The sequence below is a fragment of the Stenotrophomonas sp. CFBP8980 genome, assembly GCF_034046095.1.
GTDB lineage: Bacteria > Pseudomonadota > Gammaproteobacteria > Xanthomonadales > Xanthomonadaceae > Stenotrophomonas > Stenotrophomonas lacuserhaii.
Genome location: NZ_JAXCXF010000005.1, coordinates 66,416 through 82,809 on the forward strand (window position 1 = coordinate 66,416; position 16,394 = coordinate 82,809).

The 16,394-nt window shown below is 65.2% G+C and carries 18 protein-coding genes and 1 tRNA gene; 16 read left to right on the top strand and 3 right to left on the bottom strand.

Annotation, left to right across the window (positions count from 1 at the left end; all coding sequences use genetic code 11):
• The first annotated feature begins 1 nt into the window (after window position 1).
• The 9 genes from SOM47_RS12045 (at window position 2) to SOM47_RS12085 (ending at window position 6,024) form a co-directional block, all read left to right on the top strand.
• Entirely contained in the window at window positions 2–790 is a 789-nt protein-coding gene (locus SOM47_RS12045) for a polysaccharide pyruvyl transferase family protein (protein ID WP_320505705.1), read from the top strand.
• 46 nt (window positions 791–836) lie between these two features.
• A complete protein-coding gene (locus tag SOM47_RS12050; protein WP_320505706.1) occupies window positions 837–2,204 on the top strand; it encodes an alginate lyase family protein in 1,368 nt (455 codons plus the stop codon).
• 350 nt (window positions 2,205–2,554) lie between these two features.
• Window positions 2,555–2,631, top strand: a tRNA-Arg gene (locus SOM47_RS12055).
• A gap of 167 nt (window positions 2,632–2,798) precedes the next feature.
• Window positions 2,799–3,191: a hypothetical protein gene (locus SOM47_RS12060; protein WP_320505707.1), complete on the top strand. Its 393-nt coding sequence runs from the start codon at window positions 2,799–2,801 to the stop codon at window positions 3,189–3,191.
• A 430-nt stretch (window positions 3,192–3,621) separates the two neighbouring features.
• A complete protein-coding gene (locus SOM47_RS12065) occupies window positions 3,622–3,843 on the top strand; it encodes a hypothetical protein (protein ID WP_152620605.1) in 222 nt (73 codons plus the stop codon).
• Complete coding sequence (locus tag SOM47_RS12070; RefSeq protein WP_320505708.1) at window positions 3,840–4,130, top strand: helix-turn-helix domain-containing transcriptional regulator; 291 nt, start codon at window positions 3,840–3,842, stop codon at window positions 4,128–4,130. The genes SOM47_RS12065 and SOM47_RS12070 overlap by 4 nt, the downstream gene beginning before the upstream one ends.
• Window positions 4,131–4,308: 178 nt before the next feature.
• Complete coding sequence (locus SOM47_RS12075) at window positions 4,309–4,758, top strand: PA2169 family four-helix-bundle protein (protein WP_042613224.1); 450 nt, start codon at window positions 4,309–4,311, stop codon at window positions 4,756–4,758.
• Between the two features lie 103 nt (window positions 4,759–4,861).
• Complete coding sequence (locus SOM47_RS12080; RefSeq protein ID WP_320505709.1) at window positions 4,862–5,617, top strand: DUF433 domain-containing protein; 756 nt, start codon at window positions 4,862–4,864, stop codon at window positions 5,615–5,617.
• Complete coding sequence (locus tag SOM47_RS12085; protein WP_320505710.1) at window positions 5,614–6,024, top strand: PIN-like domain-containing protein; 411 nt, start codon at window positions 5,614–5,616, stop codon at window positions 6,022–6,024. The genes SOM47_RS12080 and SOM47_RS12085 overlap by 4 nt, the downstream gene beginning before the upstream one ends.
• A 41-nt stretch (window positions 6,025–6,065) precedes the next feature.
• On the opposite strand, the gene SOM47_RS12090 is transcribed toward SOM47_RS12085, so the two are convergent.
• On the bottom strand, window positions 6,066–6,767 hold the full coding sequence (locus SOM47_RS12090; RefSeq protein ID WP_320505711.1) for a ComFC family protein: 702 nt from the start codon (window positions 6,765–6,767) through the stop codon (window positions 6,066–6,068).
• A gap of 271 nt (window positions 6,768–7,038) precedes the next feature.
• Between SOM47_RS12090 and SOM47_RS12095 the strand changes: the two genes are divergently transcribed.
• The 4 genes from SOM47_RS12095 to bioC are packed head-to-tail and all read left to right on the top strand — an operon-like array spanning window position 7,039 to window position 10,809.
• Window positions 7,039–8,253 carry an aminotransferase class I/II-fold pyridoxal phosphate-dependent enzyme gene (locus SOM47_RS12095; protein WP_320505712.1) on the top strand — a complete coding sequence of 405 codons (1,215 nt, stop codon included), beginning with the start codon at window positions 7,039–7,041 and terminating at the stop codon, window positions 8,251–8,253.
• A gap of 8 nt (window positions 8,254–8,261) precedes the next feature.
• Window positions 8,262–9,065, top strand: coding sequence for a pimeloyl-ACP methyl ester esterase BioH (bioH, locus tag SOM47_RS12100; protein ID WP_320505713.1), 804 nt, complete (start codon window positions 8,262–8,264; stop codon window positions 9,063–9,065).
• Between the two features lie 36 nt (window positions 9,066–9,101).
• Window positions 9,102–9,884 (top strand): SDR family oxidoreductase, encoded by a 783-nt coding sequence (locus tag SOM47_RS12105; RefSeq protein ID WP_320505714.1) that lies wholly within the window; start codon window positions 9,102–9,104, stop codon window positions 9,882–9,884.
• 28 nt (window positions 9,885–9,912) lie between these two features.
• Complete coding sequence (bioC, locus tag SOM47_RS12110) at window positions 9,913–10,809, top strand: malonyl-ACP O-methyltransferase BioC (protein WP_042613219.1); 897 nt, start codon at window positions 9,913–9,915, stop codon at window positions 10,807–10,809.
• Window positions 10,810–11,014: 205 nt separating this feature from the next.
• Here bioC and SOM47_RS12115 read toward each other — a convergent pair whose 3' ends face one another.
• Together SOM47_RS12115 and SOM47_RS12120 are read right to left on the bottom strand one after the other, a co-directional pair.
• The gene (locus SOM47_RS12115; RefSeq protein ID WP_042613218.1) at window positions 11,015–11,620 is read right to left on the bottom strand and encodes a YdcF family protein; all 606 of its coding nucleotides are present in this window, start codon (window positions 11,618–11,620) and stop codon (window positions 11,015–11,017) included.
• Window positions 11,617–12,579 carry a pyridoxal-phosphate dependent enzyme gene (locus SOM47_RS12120; RefSeq protein WP_320505715.1) on the bottom strand — a complete coding sequence of 321 codons (963 nt, stop codon included), beginning with the start codon at window positions 12,577–12,579 and terminating at the stop codon, window positions 11,617–11,619. Before SOM47_RS12120 ends, SOM47_RS12115 begins: the two co-directional genes overlap by 4 nt.
• A 153-nt stretch (window positions 12,580–12,732) precedes the next feature.
• Here SOM47_RS12120 and SOM47_RS12125 point away from each other — a divergent pair, with 153 nt between their 5' ends.
• The 3 genes from SOM47_RS12125 (at window position 12,733) to SOM47_RS12135 (ending at window position 16,347) form a co-directional block, all read left to right on the top strand.
• On the top strand, window positions 12,733–13,275 hold the full coding sequence (locus SOM47_RS12125; RefSeq protein ID WP_192085071.1) for a hypothetical protein: 543 nt from the start codon (window positions 12,733–12,735) through the stop codon (window positions 13,273–13,275).
• Between the two features lie 542 nt (window positions 13,276–13,817).
• Window positions 13,818–15,707, top strand: coding sequence for a tRNA uridine-5-carboxymethylaminomethyl(34) synthesis enzyme MnmG (mnmG, locus tag SOM47_RS12130; RefSeq protein WP_320505716.1), 1,890 nt, complete (start codon window positions 13,818–13,820; stop codon window positions 15,705–15,707).
• 109 nt (window positions 15,708–15,816) lie between these two features.
• Entirely contained in the window at window positions 15,817–16,347 is a 531-nt protein-coding gene (locus SOM47_RS12135) for a gamma carbonic anhydrase family protein (protein WP_320505717.1), read from the top strand.
• Window positions 16,348–16,394: the final 47 nt, after the last annotated feature.

Sequence of the window (16,394 nt, forward strand, 5' to 3'; positions counted from 1 at the left end):
TGTGCCCGTCGAAGTAGTACACTGGAATCCGCGCCGGCCGCTCTTTGAGGGGCCTATTGGGCGTCTCCTGCCGATAAGGAGAAAAGTCAATAATTTTGGCGACCTGCTCGGCCCGGAGATAGTAAGGCGCATGCTTAGTCAGCGCTTGGCATCCCGCCGCTCAGTTGCAGGCTCAGGCCGCCTTCTCGCTGTTGGCTCCATACTGGCAATGGCCCGTCCAGGCGACGTGGCATGGGGAATTGGAGCTAATGGGAAATCGCTCGAAAAAGAGTACGCGCTTGGAGATATTTCATTCCGGGCAGTACGTGGGCCACTGACACGCAGGTTTGTCGTGGAACACGGCGGTAGTTGCCCTGAGGTATATGGGGATCCCGGCCTACTGGTCTCACGCCTATGGTCAGATAATGAACTGGCTGGACCGGCTTCAGACGTCACCATCGTGCCCAACCTGAATGATCTTCCCCATTATGACCTGTCAGATCCGCGGATACTCCTACCAACAAAGCCGCTTGCAGAATGCCTAAGCCGCATCAAGAACAGCGAGTTCGTGATAGGGTCATCACTGCACGCCATAGTCGTCGCAGAATCTTTTGGCATTCCTGCACGACTAATGAGATCAGGCGCTGAGCCCGAATTCAAGTATCAGGATTATTACAACGGCAGTGGGAGGGAGGACTTCAATTTTGCGACATCTGTGAAACAGGCTATTGCAATGGGAGGCGAGCCGCCACCGCGCTGGGATCCGACGCCTTTGCTTGAAGCTTTCCCAATTGACATGTGGTCGCCTTGACGCTTGGGACGATCCTCTGGCTCGTAAATTCAAAGATGGTACTGAGATGACCCGACTTGTTTTGGCCCTGATTTTCATCATGATGCCGCTGGCCGCGACGGCTGCAGATGGGCATCTATCCGCCCATGCGTTCAGCTCTTTTGAGCCATCTGACCTGGCGTGGGTAAAAAATCAAATCAACAGCGATCGGAACTCTTCTGAACGACGGGCCTTGATCGAACTGGTTGCCAAGGCAGACGCAAGACTGGCGTCGAAGGTCACCTCTGTTCTAGACAAACGAGGAATCGCACCATCTGGCAAGAAGCAAGACTTTTATTCCATTGGCGCCTACTCTTGGCCAGCTCCAGATGGCGGCGATAGAGCTCCTTACATCCGTCGAGACGGCTTCAAAAATCCTGAAGCATATGGATCCGAGTACGATAAGGGCCGCTTCAATGCCATGGTCAATGATGTGAACACATTGTCCCTCGCATATTATTACACTAACGACTCGAAGTACGCGGTTAAGGCGGGAGCACTTCTCAGGTCATGGTTCATTTCACCGAAGACGAGAATGAATCCTAACTTTCGGCACGCGGCTGTGCAGCCTGGTGTCAACGATGGGTATTACGGCGGCATTATCGAAGGCGTTGTGCTCATTGAGATGCTGGACTATGTTCAGCTGCTCGAGGGTAGCAATGCGTTGTCAACATCTGAGTACAGCTCGCTGAGAACGTGGTTCTCGCAACTTTCAACATGGCTCGTCTCAAGTGAATTTGGGTTAAGAGAGCGCCGGTCGGGAAATAACCATGGATCATGGTATACCGCACAGGTAATGGCCTTTTCCTTGTATGGAGGCAATCGCGCCAGGGCGGTCAGCATGCTGGACCTTGCGCGGCGAAATCTAAGGGATCAATTTGATTCAGAAGGCAAGCTCCCACGTGAGATGAAGCGATCCAACTCGTTTATGTACGCAATATACGGATTGCGGTCCTTCATTGCTCTTGCCCGCATTTCTGAACATCTTGGACATTCTCTCTGGCAGGAAGGATCTGATGAAGGTAGTCCGGCTACCCTCCAGAAGGCGTTTGATTATCTGACACCTTTTTTTTCAGGCGCACGGAATTGGGAAGGGCAAATGATCGATAAGGATTATGATCCATATGCGATCCAAATCTTCCGGCTGGGCGGAGCCGTATACGGCACCCGTTCTTTCAACGACGTAGTCACTTATCTTGTGCAGCACAGGGGTTCGTCTGATCGCATCGCTCATCTGCTCGGCCGTCCCAGCGTGAAAGTCAAACCCGCATCTAGACTGCCCCCCAATCCGCAGACATCAATTCTTTTCCCCGTACGTGAGTCCGCCCAGCGGCACTGCTTGGCGGGACGTATGTGCAGTCCGTTGGCCCGCTTTATGGCAGGCGAGCCGACTTGATATAGCCTGCGTTGTTCGTCAGAACTTCTGCTCGCTTGTCGCACATCGTGGTAGGCCATGCGATCTTCAGCGGCCTACTGGAGATCTGATGTGAGTAGCCAGGCTACTGGCACAAGCCGACCCGCCTGCGACGTCGCCTACGGCCCGCAGCGGATTCATTTGGCACCCTAGTTCGTTGGCGGTGACGCTAAGCACGTTCGGCACTGCAATGCGTCAGTTACGTGGATGGCTCAAGCGTGCGGTACAGAGGGGAAGATTTCTCCTAGAAAAGCCGTTAGAATGCAGACCTCGTAGCCCGCTATGCACTTAGCTATGGCTGCGAGACTTTGTTTTAGCTAATGCGGTAGCATGCGCTCGTAGCTCAGCCGGATAGAGTAGTGGCTTCCGAAGCCATTGGTCGGGGGTTCGAATCCCTCCGGGCGCACCATCTCCCTTGCTTCCCCCCAGCGTCCCAGGCCCATCGCCCGGACGCCGCGAACAGGCCTCCTGAAGGCCTGTTCAGCCAGGGCAGCGACGCTTCACACCCCCTCCAACTCCCCTGCGACAGCATCGGCCTCCCGCGGGCGCCTGCCCGCCTGCAGAGGAGTGGCATCGATGAAGATCCTGCGTACCCCGCTTGCCCGGTCCCTGGCCGTAGCTGTCGCCTTCGCCATGGCCGTTCCCGCTTTCGCTGCGCCGTCGAACAAGTGGAACGTCGAGCTCAAGGGCCGATCCAAGATCGATGGCGAGATCACCCTCGCGGTGACGCCGCAAGCGGGCGAAGCCACCAATGTCGCCATCGCCATCCCGGCCGCCACCAATCACGAAGCGGCCGCCGTGCTGATCTCCAATGCTCTATCCAAGGAGTTCGGTGCGGGCGTCTACAGCATCAAGACCGACGACACCGACGAAGTCGAGATCAAGGCCGTCAATGGCAATCGAGATTTCGATGTGATCATCGTACGCAACACAGCAGATGGTCTGGAGCTCAAGCTCGACCGCGATTGAGCCCGGCGGCCCCCGCGTCATGCGGGGGCCTGCCTTGAATCGGCGGCGCATTCCGCATCACAGCCCCCCCCGGACGCGTCGTCTTCCACTGACGCCCTGCGCCGCCGTCCATGCGACGCGCCGGCCCTATACCGCACCCACAAAACTGCAACTTTGCCCATGTACGCAAAGGCGCCTGACTGATGGGATGAACCTGCTGGCGACGAAGAGCGCCAGCCGGGATTGGCATCCTGTCTGTGGGTGTTTTTGGCTCTGTTTTGCCCTTTGGGCACGGCGGAGAATGCACTGCATCGCGCACCGGTCATACGGTGGGCGATGCGTGGGGATCCCTGATCCGCCGGCCATTTTATACACCCACCCGGTATGCCAACCCGCATCGCCCGCCACCTGACGCTTCGGCGCAGGTGGCCCCAGCCTTGTGAGGTTCGTCATGGATACGCCGACTGAATCGCAACATCCCCGGAGCGCCAAACGCCTGTACGCGCTGATGGGCGACAAGACGCACGACTTCCCGCCCCACTTCATCGAACGTCTTGAGCGGCGGCTGGAAGAGTTCGAAACCTCCCTGACGAGCGCCCACGTCGTCCTGCACCCGCAAGCTGACCCTGACAACGGATGCGACGCCCGGCAGGACACGGGGAGGCAGGAATGACGCCCTATCAGCAGGCAAAGGCGCATCTGGCCAACCGCCGTGCCGCTGAGATGGCCGAGTACCTCGACGGCCGTCTGCACATGGCCCACTACGATGAGAGCACGTTCGCGCGCTCGTTGCTGTTGGTAGCCGAATTGCACGGCATAAGCTTGGTTGCGCAGCAGTGCGGCCTCAGCAGCGAGGCCATGCGACGGCAGTTGAACGGCACGCGTCCGTTGTATTTCGACAGCGTGCTGGGTGTGATGCGTGCACTGGGAATCCAGCTGCGGGTAGAGGCCTCCGCCTGAGCCCAAGCAGGTGGCCATTCAAGGGATTCACGCCTGCAGCGTCAGCCCCCGTTGGGCCACATGACGGGCGCATCAAACGGTGCTCACCTGCAGTGGACTCGCTCCTGTCCAAGGTGGTCTCCAACGGCACGGCATCACTCCCGCCGTTCCATTCGACCACTCACACGGAGCACTATCCATGAGCACCCAGTCCAAGATCGAACACAGCCTCAATGACCTGATTGAGATCGCCCGTGATGGTCAGAAGTTCTACAGCGAAGCCGCCACCAAGGTGAAGGACGCCGAACTTGCCGCCCTGTTCACCCGCATCGCCGGCAGCAAGGCCGACATCGTCACCTCGCTGAGCGCGACCGTTGCCGCCACCGGCGGTGAGCCGGCGGAACACGGCACCTTCGTCGGTTCGGTGCAGAAGATGTACGGCAACATCCGCGCCACCCTGGGCGACACCGAGTACGGTTACGTTGCCGAACTGGAAGAGTCCGAAGATCGCCTGCTGAAGGCCTTCAAGGACGTGCTGACCGACAACGACGTGCCGGCCCCGGTGCGCACCGAAGTCACCCGCCTGCTGCCGGAAGTGCAGGAGACCCATGCGGTCATGCGCGCCCGCAAGCATGCAATGAAGTCGTAAGGCCTCACGCTGCATCTTTCTGAAAGCCGACGCTGCCTGCCAGCGTCGGCTTTTCTGTAGGTCAACTATCGGGCCGATCGCCGCTTCAGTCCCCATAGGAACTTTGGATTGCCGTCCGCACCCGGCTCGCTGCTGCATTGATTACACTCGCCCCATCGGAACCGCCCTGCCACCGTTAGAACTGCTCGGCCGAGGCCTGTACTCGTTCGCCGACGCATCGCGATTCATCGGAGGTAAGCCGGCAGACCTGCGCCGCTGGCTGAAGGGCTACAGCGCTGGGCGGGACGACAAGCTGGTTGATCACCCCCCGTTGTGGACTCCGCAGTGGGAAGGATCAGGCATCGACGGCATCGGCTTCCGCGATCTGGTGGAACTTCGCTTTGTCCGCACCTTCGTCGCATGCGGGGTTCCGCTCAATCTGGTCCGCCGGACAATCGCCGAACTCCATGAGCGCCTGGGGCGGGACTATCCCTTCACTCGTACCTCCTTCAAGACCGACGGCCGGCGCATTTTCATGGAGTTGGTGGATGGCAGCGGTGATCGTGCCCTGGTTGACGTAGTCAAACGCCAGGATGTCATCCGCAAGGTAGTCGCCCCCTCACTGCGGGCAGGCATCGAGCTGTCGGTAGACGATGCTGCGACGCGGTGGTTCCCGTTGAAGGGCAGTCATGTGGTGGTGCTCGATCCGGAGCGCCAGTTCGGCCAGCCGATCCTTTCCGCGTCCGGCGTCCCCACCGCAGCAATCGCAGATGCCTTGGCGGGAGAAGACGGCGACGAATCGCGCGTCGCCCGGTTGTTCGAGGTCCCCCTTGCAGCCGTTCGCAAGGCCGTTGAGTTCGAACGGATGATTGCGCGGTGAAGGCGCAGATAGACGAGAACCTTCCGCGTTCGCTGGCACGCGCAGTGCACGCCATTGCGCAGTTGGACGACGATGAGGTCGTTCACGTGCGCGACCTTGTCGATTCCGGAACCAAGGATGTCGAACTATTCGAGTTAGCCGCGAAGGCCGGAATCGAGGCTCATGTCACTCAGGATCACCACCAGCGCCGCGCTGCGGAGCGTGAAGCGGTGGCCCGCTTGGGGCTGACCGTATTCGTGCTGAGCAAGGGGTGGCGTCAACTGAACCACTACGACCGCGCAGCGAGGCTGCTGGAATGGTGGCCCAAGATGCGGCAGCTGGTTCGGCTCACCAGTCGTGGCTCGATCTACTCCATTCCGCACCTGCGGGCATCATCGGGGCGGATAAGGCCAATAAAGCCTTCCTGACATGACAGGGTCTTGTTTGGCGTCCGCGCCGCCCTGCCCCATCACGGCACCCGCGCACAAACCCACGCGTTCACCTCTTTGCACCCTGCTTTCCGCAACGTCTGCGCACACGCATGCAGCGTGCTGCCCGTGGTCATCACGTCATCCACCAGCACCACCGTCTCCGGCACCTCGCCCACAACACCGAACGCACCATCCAGGTTGTGCCGACGCGCATCGGCGTTGCGCTCGGACTGCGGTGCGGTAGCGCGGATCCGGCGGAGTCCTTTCCAGCGCGGTGCGCCGATAAGGCGGGCCAGCTCTGCGGCCTGGTCGTAGCCGCGTTGCCGCAGGCGGCGGGGATGGAGCGGCACGGCGACCAGTGGCGCCAGCGGCCACGGCGGTGGATTGAGGGCCATCAGCTGCGCCATCAATCGCCCTGCGGCCAGGTCGGAATGGAATTTATAGCGCAGCAGCAGCCCGGACACGGGGTCTTCGTAGCGCAGGCTGGCCCAGCAGGCATCCAGCGGTGGCGGGGATTCTTCGCAGTGGAAGCAGAGCTCGTCCGCGTCTTCGTGCAGCGGAAGTGCGCAGCGCGCGCATCCGTCGCTGTGCCAAGGGAGGGTCAAGCTGCAGGCACCGCAGAGTTCGTGGCCGCGCTCGCCGGGGTCGGCGCAGATCTGGCAGACCGGGGGTAGCAGGCTGCCCAGCAGGGAGTTGGCGAGGGTGCGGAAGGTGGGCAGCGGCATGGTGGGGATCAGCATGCGGCTGGTGGGGGGTGTCTGGTATCGGAGGACGGCGCGGAGTGCAGCGGGGCTATGCCCCGCCTGTGACGACCAACGGTCGTCACCCACCGGGATGTGTGGACGGCCAGCGGCCGTCACTACCGGACTGGGCTGACGGCCAGCGGCCGTCACTACCCGGATGCATTGACGACCAGCGGTCGTCACTACCGACCGGCGGTGGGGTCGGCTCACGGACCCGTTGGCGGTGGGTTTGTTACGCTATCGGCCCGTTCATCTGTAGTGCCCCCCGATGGCCCGTCCTGATCTGTTCGAGCGAATCCAGACCCTGCGCGCCAGCGCGGATAGCCTGCGTTCGGGCGCGCCGGTGCAGGCCGTGGGCCGTCGTGATGGCGTGCGCGTCGATGTCGATGGCCATGCGCTGACCAGCTTCCGCGGCAGCGATTACCTCGGCCTGGCGCAGCAGTTCGGCGTGGTCAATGCGCTGCAGGATGCCGTCGCGCGCGAAGGTGTCAATGGCGGTGCCACACCGTCCGCTGGTGGCCGCCATGCGCTGCACCAGGCGCTGGAAATCGAAGCCGCTGAGTGGCTGGGCCATCCGCGTGCCCTGTTGTTCAGCAGTGCCTACTTGGCCAACCTGGCCGTGCAGCAGGTGCTGCTGTGCGAAGACGGTGACGTCTGCGCGCAGGACCAGCTCAACCATCCCAGCCTGCTCGATGCCACCGCACTGGCCGGTGCGCGCCTGCGCCGCTACCCGCACCTGGATGCCGAAGGCGCGATGCGCCAGCTCAAGCATGCCGCCGAGGGCGCGGCGATGCTGGCCACCGATGCGGTGTTCTGCATCGATGGCGATAGTGCGCCGCTGCGCTCGTTGACGCTGGTTGCGCGCATGCAGGAGGCGTTGCTGTGCGTGGACGATACGCATGGCATCGGCGTGCTCGGCGAGGGCGGCCGTGGCAGCGTGTTGGCCGCCGGGCTGGGCACCGCCGATGTCCCGCTGCAGGTGTTCGCGCTGGATGCCGCACTCGGTGGCTCCGGCGCGCTGGTGGTCGGTGACGCCGCGCTGCTGGCGCATCTGGCCGCCACCGCGCGGCCCTATCTGTATTCCCCCGCCCTTTCGCCCGCATTGACTGCTGCATCGCTGGAGGCAATGCGGCTGGCGCGCCGCGATGACTGGCGTCGCGAGAAACTGGTGGAGCTGGTGGGCGTGTTCCGCAGCGCCGCGCGCGGCCACGGGCTGGGCCTGATGGCTGCCGAAACCCCGATCCAGTCGTTGTCCTTCGCCACCGATCAGCAGGCCATCGCGCTGGCGCAGAACCTGCAGCAGGCCGGCATGTGGGTCGGCACGGTGCCGGCCAGCCTTACCGGCGATGGCGCCGCGCGTGTGCGCGTCAGCCTGTCCGCGTTGCACGTGCCTGCGCAGGTTCAGGCCCTGGTGGATGCGATTGCGCGCGCACGCGATGGCCTGCACGCCGGCACGCTGCTGCCCGCCGCCGCGCTGGCCTGACCCCGCGCATGCATATCGCCGTCAGCGGCAGCGGCCCGGCGTTGGTCCTGATCCATGGCTGGGCCCTGCAGGGCGAGGTCTTCGCGCCGCTGGTGGAACGCCTTTCCGGTCAGTTCACCCTGCACGTGGTGGACCTGCCCGGGCATGGCCGCAGCCGCGACGATGCCACCCCGCTGGAATGCGAATCCGTGGTGGCTGCCATTGCCGCGTCCACGCCGCCGGCGGTGTGGTGCGGGTGGTCGCTGGGCGGCCTGTTCGCGCTGCACGCCGCCGCGACCCGGCCGCAGGTGCAGGGGCTGGTGATGCTGGCCTCCTCGCCACGCTTCGTGCGTGAGGACAGCTGGCCGCATGCGGTGCCGGCACCGGTGTTCGCGCAGTTCGCGAGTGACCTGGCCGATGATTTCCCGGCCACCGTGGATCGCTTTCTCGCACTGGACCTGATGAACATAGACCCGGCACGCGCCGACCTGCGTGGCCTGCGCCAGCGCGTGGTGGAGGCCGGCGCACCGGCCCCGCGCGTGCTGGAACAAGGCGCGCGGCTGCTGCAGTCGGCCGACCTGCGCGGTGTGTTGCCGTCGCTGCGCACGCCCAGTCTGTGGTTGCCCGGCCACCGCGACCGACTGGTGCCACCGGCCGCAGCGCATGCCGCCGCAGCGTTGTGCCCGGCCGGTGCAGCGAAGGCGCAGACCATCGCCCATGGGGGCCATGCGCCGTTCCTCGGCCAGGCCGACGAGGTTGCCGCGCAGCTGCAACACTTCATCATGGCCCAGGTAGTGACGGCCGCTGGCCGTCAACCGACAATGCAGCACTGACGGCCAACCGCTGTCCGCAACAGAAGGTGGACTGACATGGATCTTGGAATCGCAGGCCGCTGGGCCTTGGTGTGTGGCGCAAGCAAGGGCCTCGGCCTGGGCTGCGCGCGTGCGCTGGCGGCCGAGGGTGTGAACGTGGTCATCGTCGCCCGCGGCGAGCAGGCCCTGCAGCAGGCGGCCGACGCCCTGCGCGCCCTGTCCGGTGCCGGCCAGGTGGTCGCGGTGGCTGCCGATGTCACCACCGATGCCGGCCGTGCCACGGCACTGGCTGCCTGCCCGCAGGTGGACATCCTGGTCACCAACGCCGGCGGCCCGCCGGCCGGGGACTTCCGCCAGTTCGAGCGCGATGACTGGATCGCCGCACTGGATGCGAACATGCTCGCGCCGATCGCCCTGATCCGCGCCACGGTGGATGGCATGATCGCGCGCGCTTTCGGCCGCATCGTCAACATCACCTCTTCGTCGGTGAAGGCGCCGATCGACATCCTGGCCTTGTCGAACGGTGCGCGTTCCGGGCTGACCGGCTTCGTCGCCGGGCTGGCCCGGCGCACGGTGTCGGCCAATGTCACCGTCAACAACCTGCTGCCGGGACAGTTCGACACCGACCGCCTGCGCGGCAACTTTGCCTTCATGGCCAAGCAGCAGGATGCCGATGCGGAGGCCATCGCCGAGCAGAAACGCCGCCACATTCCCGCCGGGCGTTTCGGTCAGCCCGATGAGTTCGGTGCGGCCTGCGCGTTCCTGTGCAGTGCACAGGCCGGCTACCTGACCGGACAGAACCTGCTCATCGACGGCGGCGCCTACCCCGGCACGTTCTGACGCCGCACCCTGCTCCACCGAGACCCGCATGAACCAGCGTACCGATCCCCGTCCCGATCCCCGCCACGTGCGCCGCGCGTTTTCCCGCGCCGCCGCCACCTACGATGCGGCCGCCGCGCTGCAGCGCGAGGTGCAGCAGCGCCTGATGGAATCGCTGGAGTACCTGGAAGCCCGCGTGCCGGAGGTGGTGCTGGACGTGGGTGCAGGCACCGGACATGCCAGTGCGCTGATGAAGAAGCGCTGGCCGAAAGCGCAGGTAATCGCGCTGGACGTGGCCGAACCGATGCTCGCCCAGGCCAAGCGCCAGGCCGGCTGGTGGAAGCCGTTCCAGCGCGTGTGCGCCAGTGCCACCGCGCTGCCGCTGGCCGACAACAGCGTGGATGTGATCTTCAGCAATCTTTGCCTGCAGTACGTGGATGACCTGCCGGCGGTGTTCGCCGGCTTCCGCCGCGTGCTCAAGCCCGGCGGGCTGCTGCTGTGTTCCACCTATGGGCCGGAGACCCTGATCGAACTGGCCGAGGCCTTCCACGCCGCCGACGAGCAACCGCACGTGAGCCGCTTCGCGCCCATCGCCCAGTTCGGCGATGCGTTGATGATGGCCGGCTTCCGCGACCCGGTGCTGGACCGCGATCTGTTCACCCTGACCTACGACGACCTGCCCGCGCTGATGGCCGAATTGCGCGCGCTGGGCGCGACCAACGCGCGGCTTGATCGGCGGCGCGCACTGACCGGGCCGGGGCGTTTCAAGGCGGCGGCAGCGGCGTATGAGCCGATGCGGCGCGCCGACGGCAAGCTGCCCAGCAGTTGGGATGTCATCTATGCCCACGCATGGGCGCCACAGGCCGGCGCGCCGATCCGCGAACAGGGCCAGGACATCGCGGCGGTGCCGGTGTCGGCGATCCCGATCCGCCGCCGCCCGGGCTGAAACCGCCGCGCTGCGCGCTCGCGGTAGCGCCGAGCCATGCTCGGCGGCTCTTCGTCCGGACAATGCGCCGGCTGATACCGGCCGCGCTCCGCGCTCGCGGTAGCGCCGAGCCATGCTCGGCGGCTCGTCGTCCGAACCGCGCGCCACCTCTGATACAGCCCGCGCTGCGCGCTCGCCGAGCATGGCTCGGCGCTACCACGGCGGGCTACCGCGTGGCCTGCACGAACAGGTCGCGGTGGAAGTAATAGATTTCCTGCGCCAGGAAGCGCCAGCTGGTGTGGAAGCTGCGGAAGCGCGTGCTCGGCGTGGACGAGGCCAGCGCATCGATGCCCATCGCTTGGCTCAGCCGCAGCGCGCGTGCCATGTGCAGCGGATCGCTGACAATGATCACCCGGTGCAGCCCGCGCTGGTCCATCAGCCGCTTCGCTTCCACCAGGTTCTGTACGGTGTTGCGTGACTGCGTTTCGATCAGGATCGCCTTCGCCGGTACGCCCTGCTTCAGCGCGTAGCGCCGCGCCACCTGCGATTCGGAAAAGCGCGCACCACTGCCGCCATAGCCGCCGGTGAAAATCAGCAGCGGCGCATAGCCGGCTTCGTACAGGTCAAGCCCGTGGCGGATGCGCTCCTGGAACACCGGCGACGGCTTGGCATCATAAGCGGCGGCACCGAGCACGATGATCGCATCGGCCTTGGCCGCCTGGTCGCGTTCGCCGATCCACATGATCCAGCCGGTCACGCCCAGCAGCCACACCACCACCAGCACGAACAGGCGCCACATCCAGCCCATCAGGCCGACACGGTGGCGGCTCATGCGGCCGCCCAAGGCAAGGCATCGATGTCCACGTTGCCGCCGGACAGCACCAGCCCCACGCGCAGGCCCGCGAATCGTTGCGGCTGCGCCAGTACCGCCGCCAGGGCAATCGCCGAGGACGGTTCCACGGTCTGCTTGAGCACCTGCCACAGCAGGCGCATGGCGGCCACGATGGCGGCATCGTCGACCACGATCACCTCTGCGCCCGCCGCCTGCAGCACCTGGAAGTTGGGTGCCCCGAGCGTGCCACGCAGCCCATCGCAGACCGTATCGGGCACGAAGTCGATGCGACGCTCACCGGCCTGCAACGAGCGCGCGGTGTCGGCAGCGCCGGCCGGTTCGGCCAGTACCAGCCGGGTCTGCGGGGACACCTGCTGCAGCGCCAGTGCCGTGCCTGCGGCGAGTCCACCGCCGCCTACCGGTACCACCAGCACGTCAAAGGGCCCTTCGGCCTGCAGCAGTTCCAGTGCGGCAGTCCCCTGCCCGGCAATCACCGCCGCGTCGGTATACGGGTGAACCAGCGTGGCGCCTGTATCGGCCTGGACCTGGGCGCACATCGCTTCGCGTGCGGCGATGGTCGGCGCGCACTGCCACAGCGTGGCGCCGTGGCGGGCGATGTTGGCCAGCTTGGCGGCCACCGCCCCTTCGGGCACCACCACGTGGCAGGCAATGCCGCGGGTGACCGCGGCCAGCGCCAGCGCGGCACCGTGGTTGCCGGACGAATGGGTGACCACCCCAGCCGGCGCCTGCTCGGCAGGCAACGACCACACCGCATTGCAGGCACCGCGGAACTTGAACGCGCCGCTGCGCTGCAGGTGTTCGGCCTTGAACGCCAGCTGCGCGCCGGCCAGCGCGTCGAGCGTCTGCGAGCGCAGCACGGGCGTCACGGCCGCATGCGGCGCGATCCGCGCGGCGGCTTCAAGTACGGCATGGGCGGGGGGTGGTGGCGCCTCGTTCATCTGCAAAGATTAACGTATGCCCCCACCCGCTCGCAGCGCCTACCGCGGGCCCCCTCGGGCCGATTGCCAACCATTCATGCTTGGGCGGGCGAATTTAGCGGCGATTCAATGCGAAAGGCTAAGCTGGAGACCTTACCCTTGGGGGGCCGTACCATGAAGATGCGCTTGATCGTTGCCGGAGGCCTGTTGCTGGCCTTGTCCGGCTGCGCCACGTATGACTATGTCGGCAGTGGCGGTGGTGGCGGCGGCAGTGGGTATTACCATGGCGCCCCGTCCACGCAGTACCGCTACCCGGCGGGTTATCCCTACGGCTACGGCAGCAGCCCCTATGGTTACGGCAGCGGCTACTACGGTGGTGGCTATTACGGTGGCGGCTATGGCTATGGTTACCCGGTCTATCGTCCCTACCCGAATTATCGTCCGCCGCATCATGGCCACCGTCCGCCGGGCAATCGTCCGCCGGACCGTCCGCGTCCGCCGAACACCCGCCCGCCGGGCAACAACGGCGGCTCGCCGTGGCGCAACCTGGATTCCAACACCCGTCCGTCGCGTCCGCCGCAGGGCCAGGGCATGAGCCGTCCACAGCCGCAGCAGGTACGTCCGTCACCGCCGCCACGCCCGGCGTCGGCACCGCGTCCCAGTGGTTCGCCGTGGCGAAATTTGAACCGCGCCACAGAACGACAGCAGGAGCGGTGATCGCCTATTGAACCTTCCGCCGGGAAGGTTCAAAGTAGGCCCGGATTGACCCGCCGCGTCCAAAAGTGACAAAGTCGACGCAGCCGGTCATACGATCTACGTCGATATCCGCCAGGAACATCTGGATCCCCCCTGTTCCGGCCCTGTCGGATGTCGGCACCTAAAAAGACAAGGCCCCGCGCAAGCGGGGCCTTGTTGTTTCAGCGTCTGTTGCAGGTGGAACGGCCTTGCTCTGGTGTTCCGGAAAAAAACAGGGCCGGACAGTCCCCCGACTGCCGGCCCTACGCTTCCCCAATGTGCATCTGGACCAGCCCCTGTTCCAATTCCGGTCCATAGCGCCAATGGCGCCGATCACGCTGGGTGCTAAGGATATATCTGCAGGTTCCATGCCAACTTTAGGGTCGATTCACGAAATCTGCCCGGATTTCTGTCCAGCGGGGCGAACGGAGTCTGACCCCGGCCACGATTGGCGTTAAAATCGCCACCCTCCAAGGCGCCTGCGCCTGCCCAACCGATGGCTGCGGCCACCCCCTGCGTTCCCCATGACCGACTCCTTCCATCGCTACGACGTCATCGTGATCGGCGGCGGCCACGCCGGCACCGAAGCGGCCCTCGCCGCGGCACGCGGTGGCGCGCGCACCCTGCTGCTCACCCACAACATCGAAACCGTGGGCGCGATGAGCTGCAACCCGGCGATCGGCGGCATCGGCAAGGGCCACCTGGTCAAGGAAATCGATGCACTGGGCGGGGCGATGGCGCATGCCGCCGACCGCGCCGGCATCCAGTGGCGCACGTTGAACGCGTCCAAGGGACCGGCGGTGCGCGCTACCCGCTGCCAGGCCGACCGCAACCTGTACCGCATGGCGATCCGCGCCATCGTGGAAGCGCAGCCGAACCTGACCGTGTTCCAGGCCGCCGTGGATGACCTGGTCATCGAGGGCGACCAAGTGCGTGGCGTGCTCACCCAGACCGGCCTGCGCTTCGATGCGGCAGCGGTTGTGCTGACTGCCGGCACCTTCCTGGCCGGCAAGATCCACGTCGGGCCCACCCAGTACGCCGCCGGCCGCATGGGCGATCCGCCGGCCACCACGCTGGCCGCGCGCCTGCGCGAACGCCCGTTCCAGGTGGACCGGCTGAAGACCGGCACGCCGCCGCGCATCGATGGCCGTTCGCTGGATTACAGCGTGATGGACGAGCAGCCCGGCGACGATCCGCGGCCGGTGATGTCCTTCCTCGGTTCGGTGGATGAGCATCCGCCGCAGGTCAGTTGCTGGATCACCCATACCAGCGCGCGCACCCACGACATCATCCGCGAGTCCCTGCATCGCTCGCCGCTGTACAGCGGCCAGATCGAAGGCATCGGCCCGCGTTACTGTCCGTCCATCGAGGACAAGGTGGTGCGCTTCGCCGAAAAGGAAAGCCACCAGATCTTCGTCGAACCCGAAGGCCTGGGCATCGTGGAGATCTACCCCAACGGTATTTCCACCTCGCTGCCGTTCGATGTGCAGCTGTCGATGGTGCGCAGCATCCGCGGCTTCGAGAACGCGCATATCACCCGCCCCGGCTACGCCATCGAATACGACTACTTCGATCCGCGTGGGCTGAAGGCATCGCTGGAAACCAAGACCGTGGGCGGGCTGTTCTTCGCCGGCCAGATCAACGGCACCACCGGCTATGAAGAAGCCGCCGCGCAGGGCCTGCTGGCCGGGCTGAATGCCGCCCGCCAGGTGCGTGGGCTGGACGGCTGGTGCCCGCGCCGCGATGAAGCGTACCTCGGCGTGCTGGTGGATGACCTGATCACCCACGGCACCACCGAGCCGTACCGCATGTTCACCAGCCGCGCCGAATACCGGCTGCAGCTGCGCGAAGACAACGCCGACCAGCGCCTGACCCCGGTCGGCCGGCAGATGGGCCTGGTGGACGACCGCCGCTGGGCGGCGTTCGAGACCAAGCAGGCCGCAGTGGGTGCCGAAAGTGCGCGGCTGCGTGCGCTCTGGGCAACGCCGGGCAATGCCCTGGGCCGCGAAGTGGAACAGGTGCTGGGCGTGGCGGTGAGCCGGGAAACCAACGTGCTGGACCTGATCAAGCGCCCGGAGCTGGACTACGCCAAGCTGATGCAGGTGCCGTCGCTGGGCCCGGGCGTGGACGATGCCAAAGTGGCCGAACAGGTGGAGATCGGCGTCAAGTACGCCGGTTACCTGGACCGCCAGCGCGATGAGATCGAGCGCCAGCAGCGGCATGAATCCACCCCGATCACCGAGGGCTTCGATTACGCGATCGTGCGTGGGTTGTCGGCCGAAGCGCTGCAGAAACTCGAACGCGTGCGGCCGCAGACCATCGGCCAGGCCCAGCGCATCCCCGGCATGACCCCGGCGGCGATTTCGCTGCTGCTGGTGCACCTGGAGCGTTCGCGCCGCGGGCGCGTGGCGTAAGGCCGCCGCTGCGCTCGCCGAGCATGGCTCGGCGCTACCCTTATGGCCGAGCATGGCTCGGCGCTACCTTTTCTGCCGGGCAGGGCTCGGCGCTGTACCGGAGAACCCGATGAACCCGCTACGCCCCTTCCGCGACAAGATGCCGGTACTCGGCGCGCGTGCCTACGTGGATCCCGCCTGCACGATCATCGGCGATGTGGAAATAGGCGAGGATGCTTCGGTGTGGCCGGGCACGGTGATCCGTGGTGACGTCAACTTCGTGCGCATCGGTGCACGCACCAACGTGCAGGACGGCACCATCATCCATGTCAGCCACCACAGCCCGTTCAACAAGGCCGGCTATCCCACGCTGATCGGCGAAGGGGTGACCGTCGGCCACGGCTGCATCATCCATGCCTGCAGCATCGGCGACTACAGCCTGATCGGCATGGGCGCCTGCATCCTCGATGGGGCGCGGGTGGAGAAGCACGGCTTCGTCGGCGCCGGCGCGGTGGTGGGTCCGGGCAAGGTGGTCGGTGAAGGCGAACTGTGGGTAGGCAACCCGGCCCGCCCGGCGCGCATGCTGAAGGACAGCGAGATCGAAGCGCTGCACTATTCGGCCGACCACTACGTGCGGCTGAAGGACAAGTACCTGGGCTGAGGCCCAGCTGCGGTAGAGCCGACTTCAGTGGGCTCGGTGAACGCGAC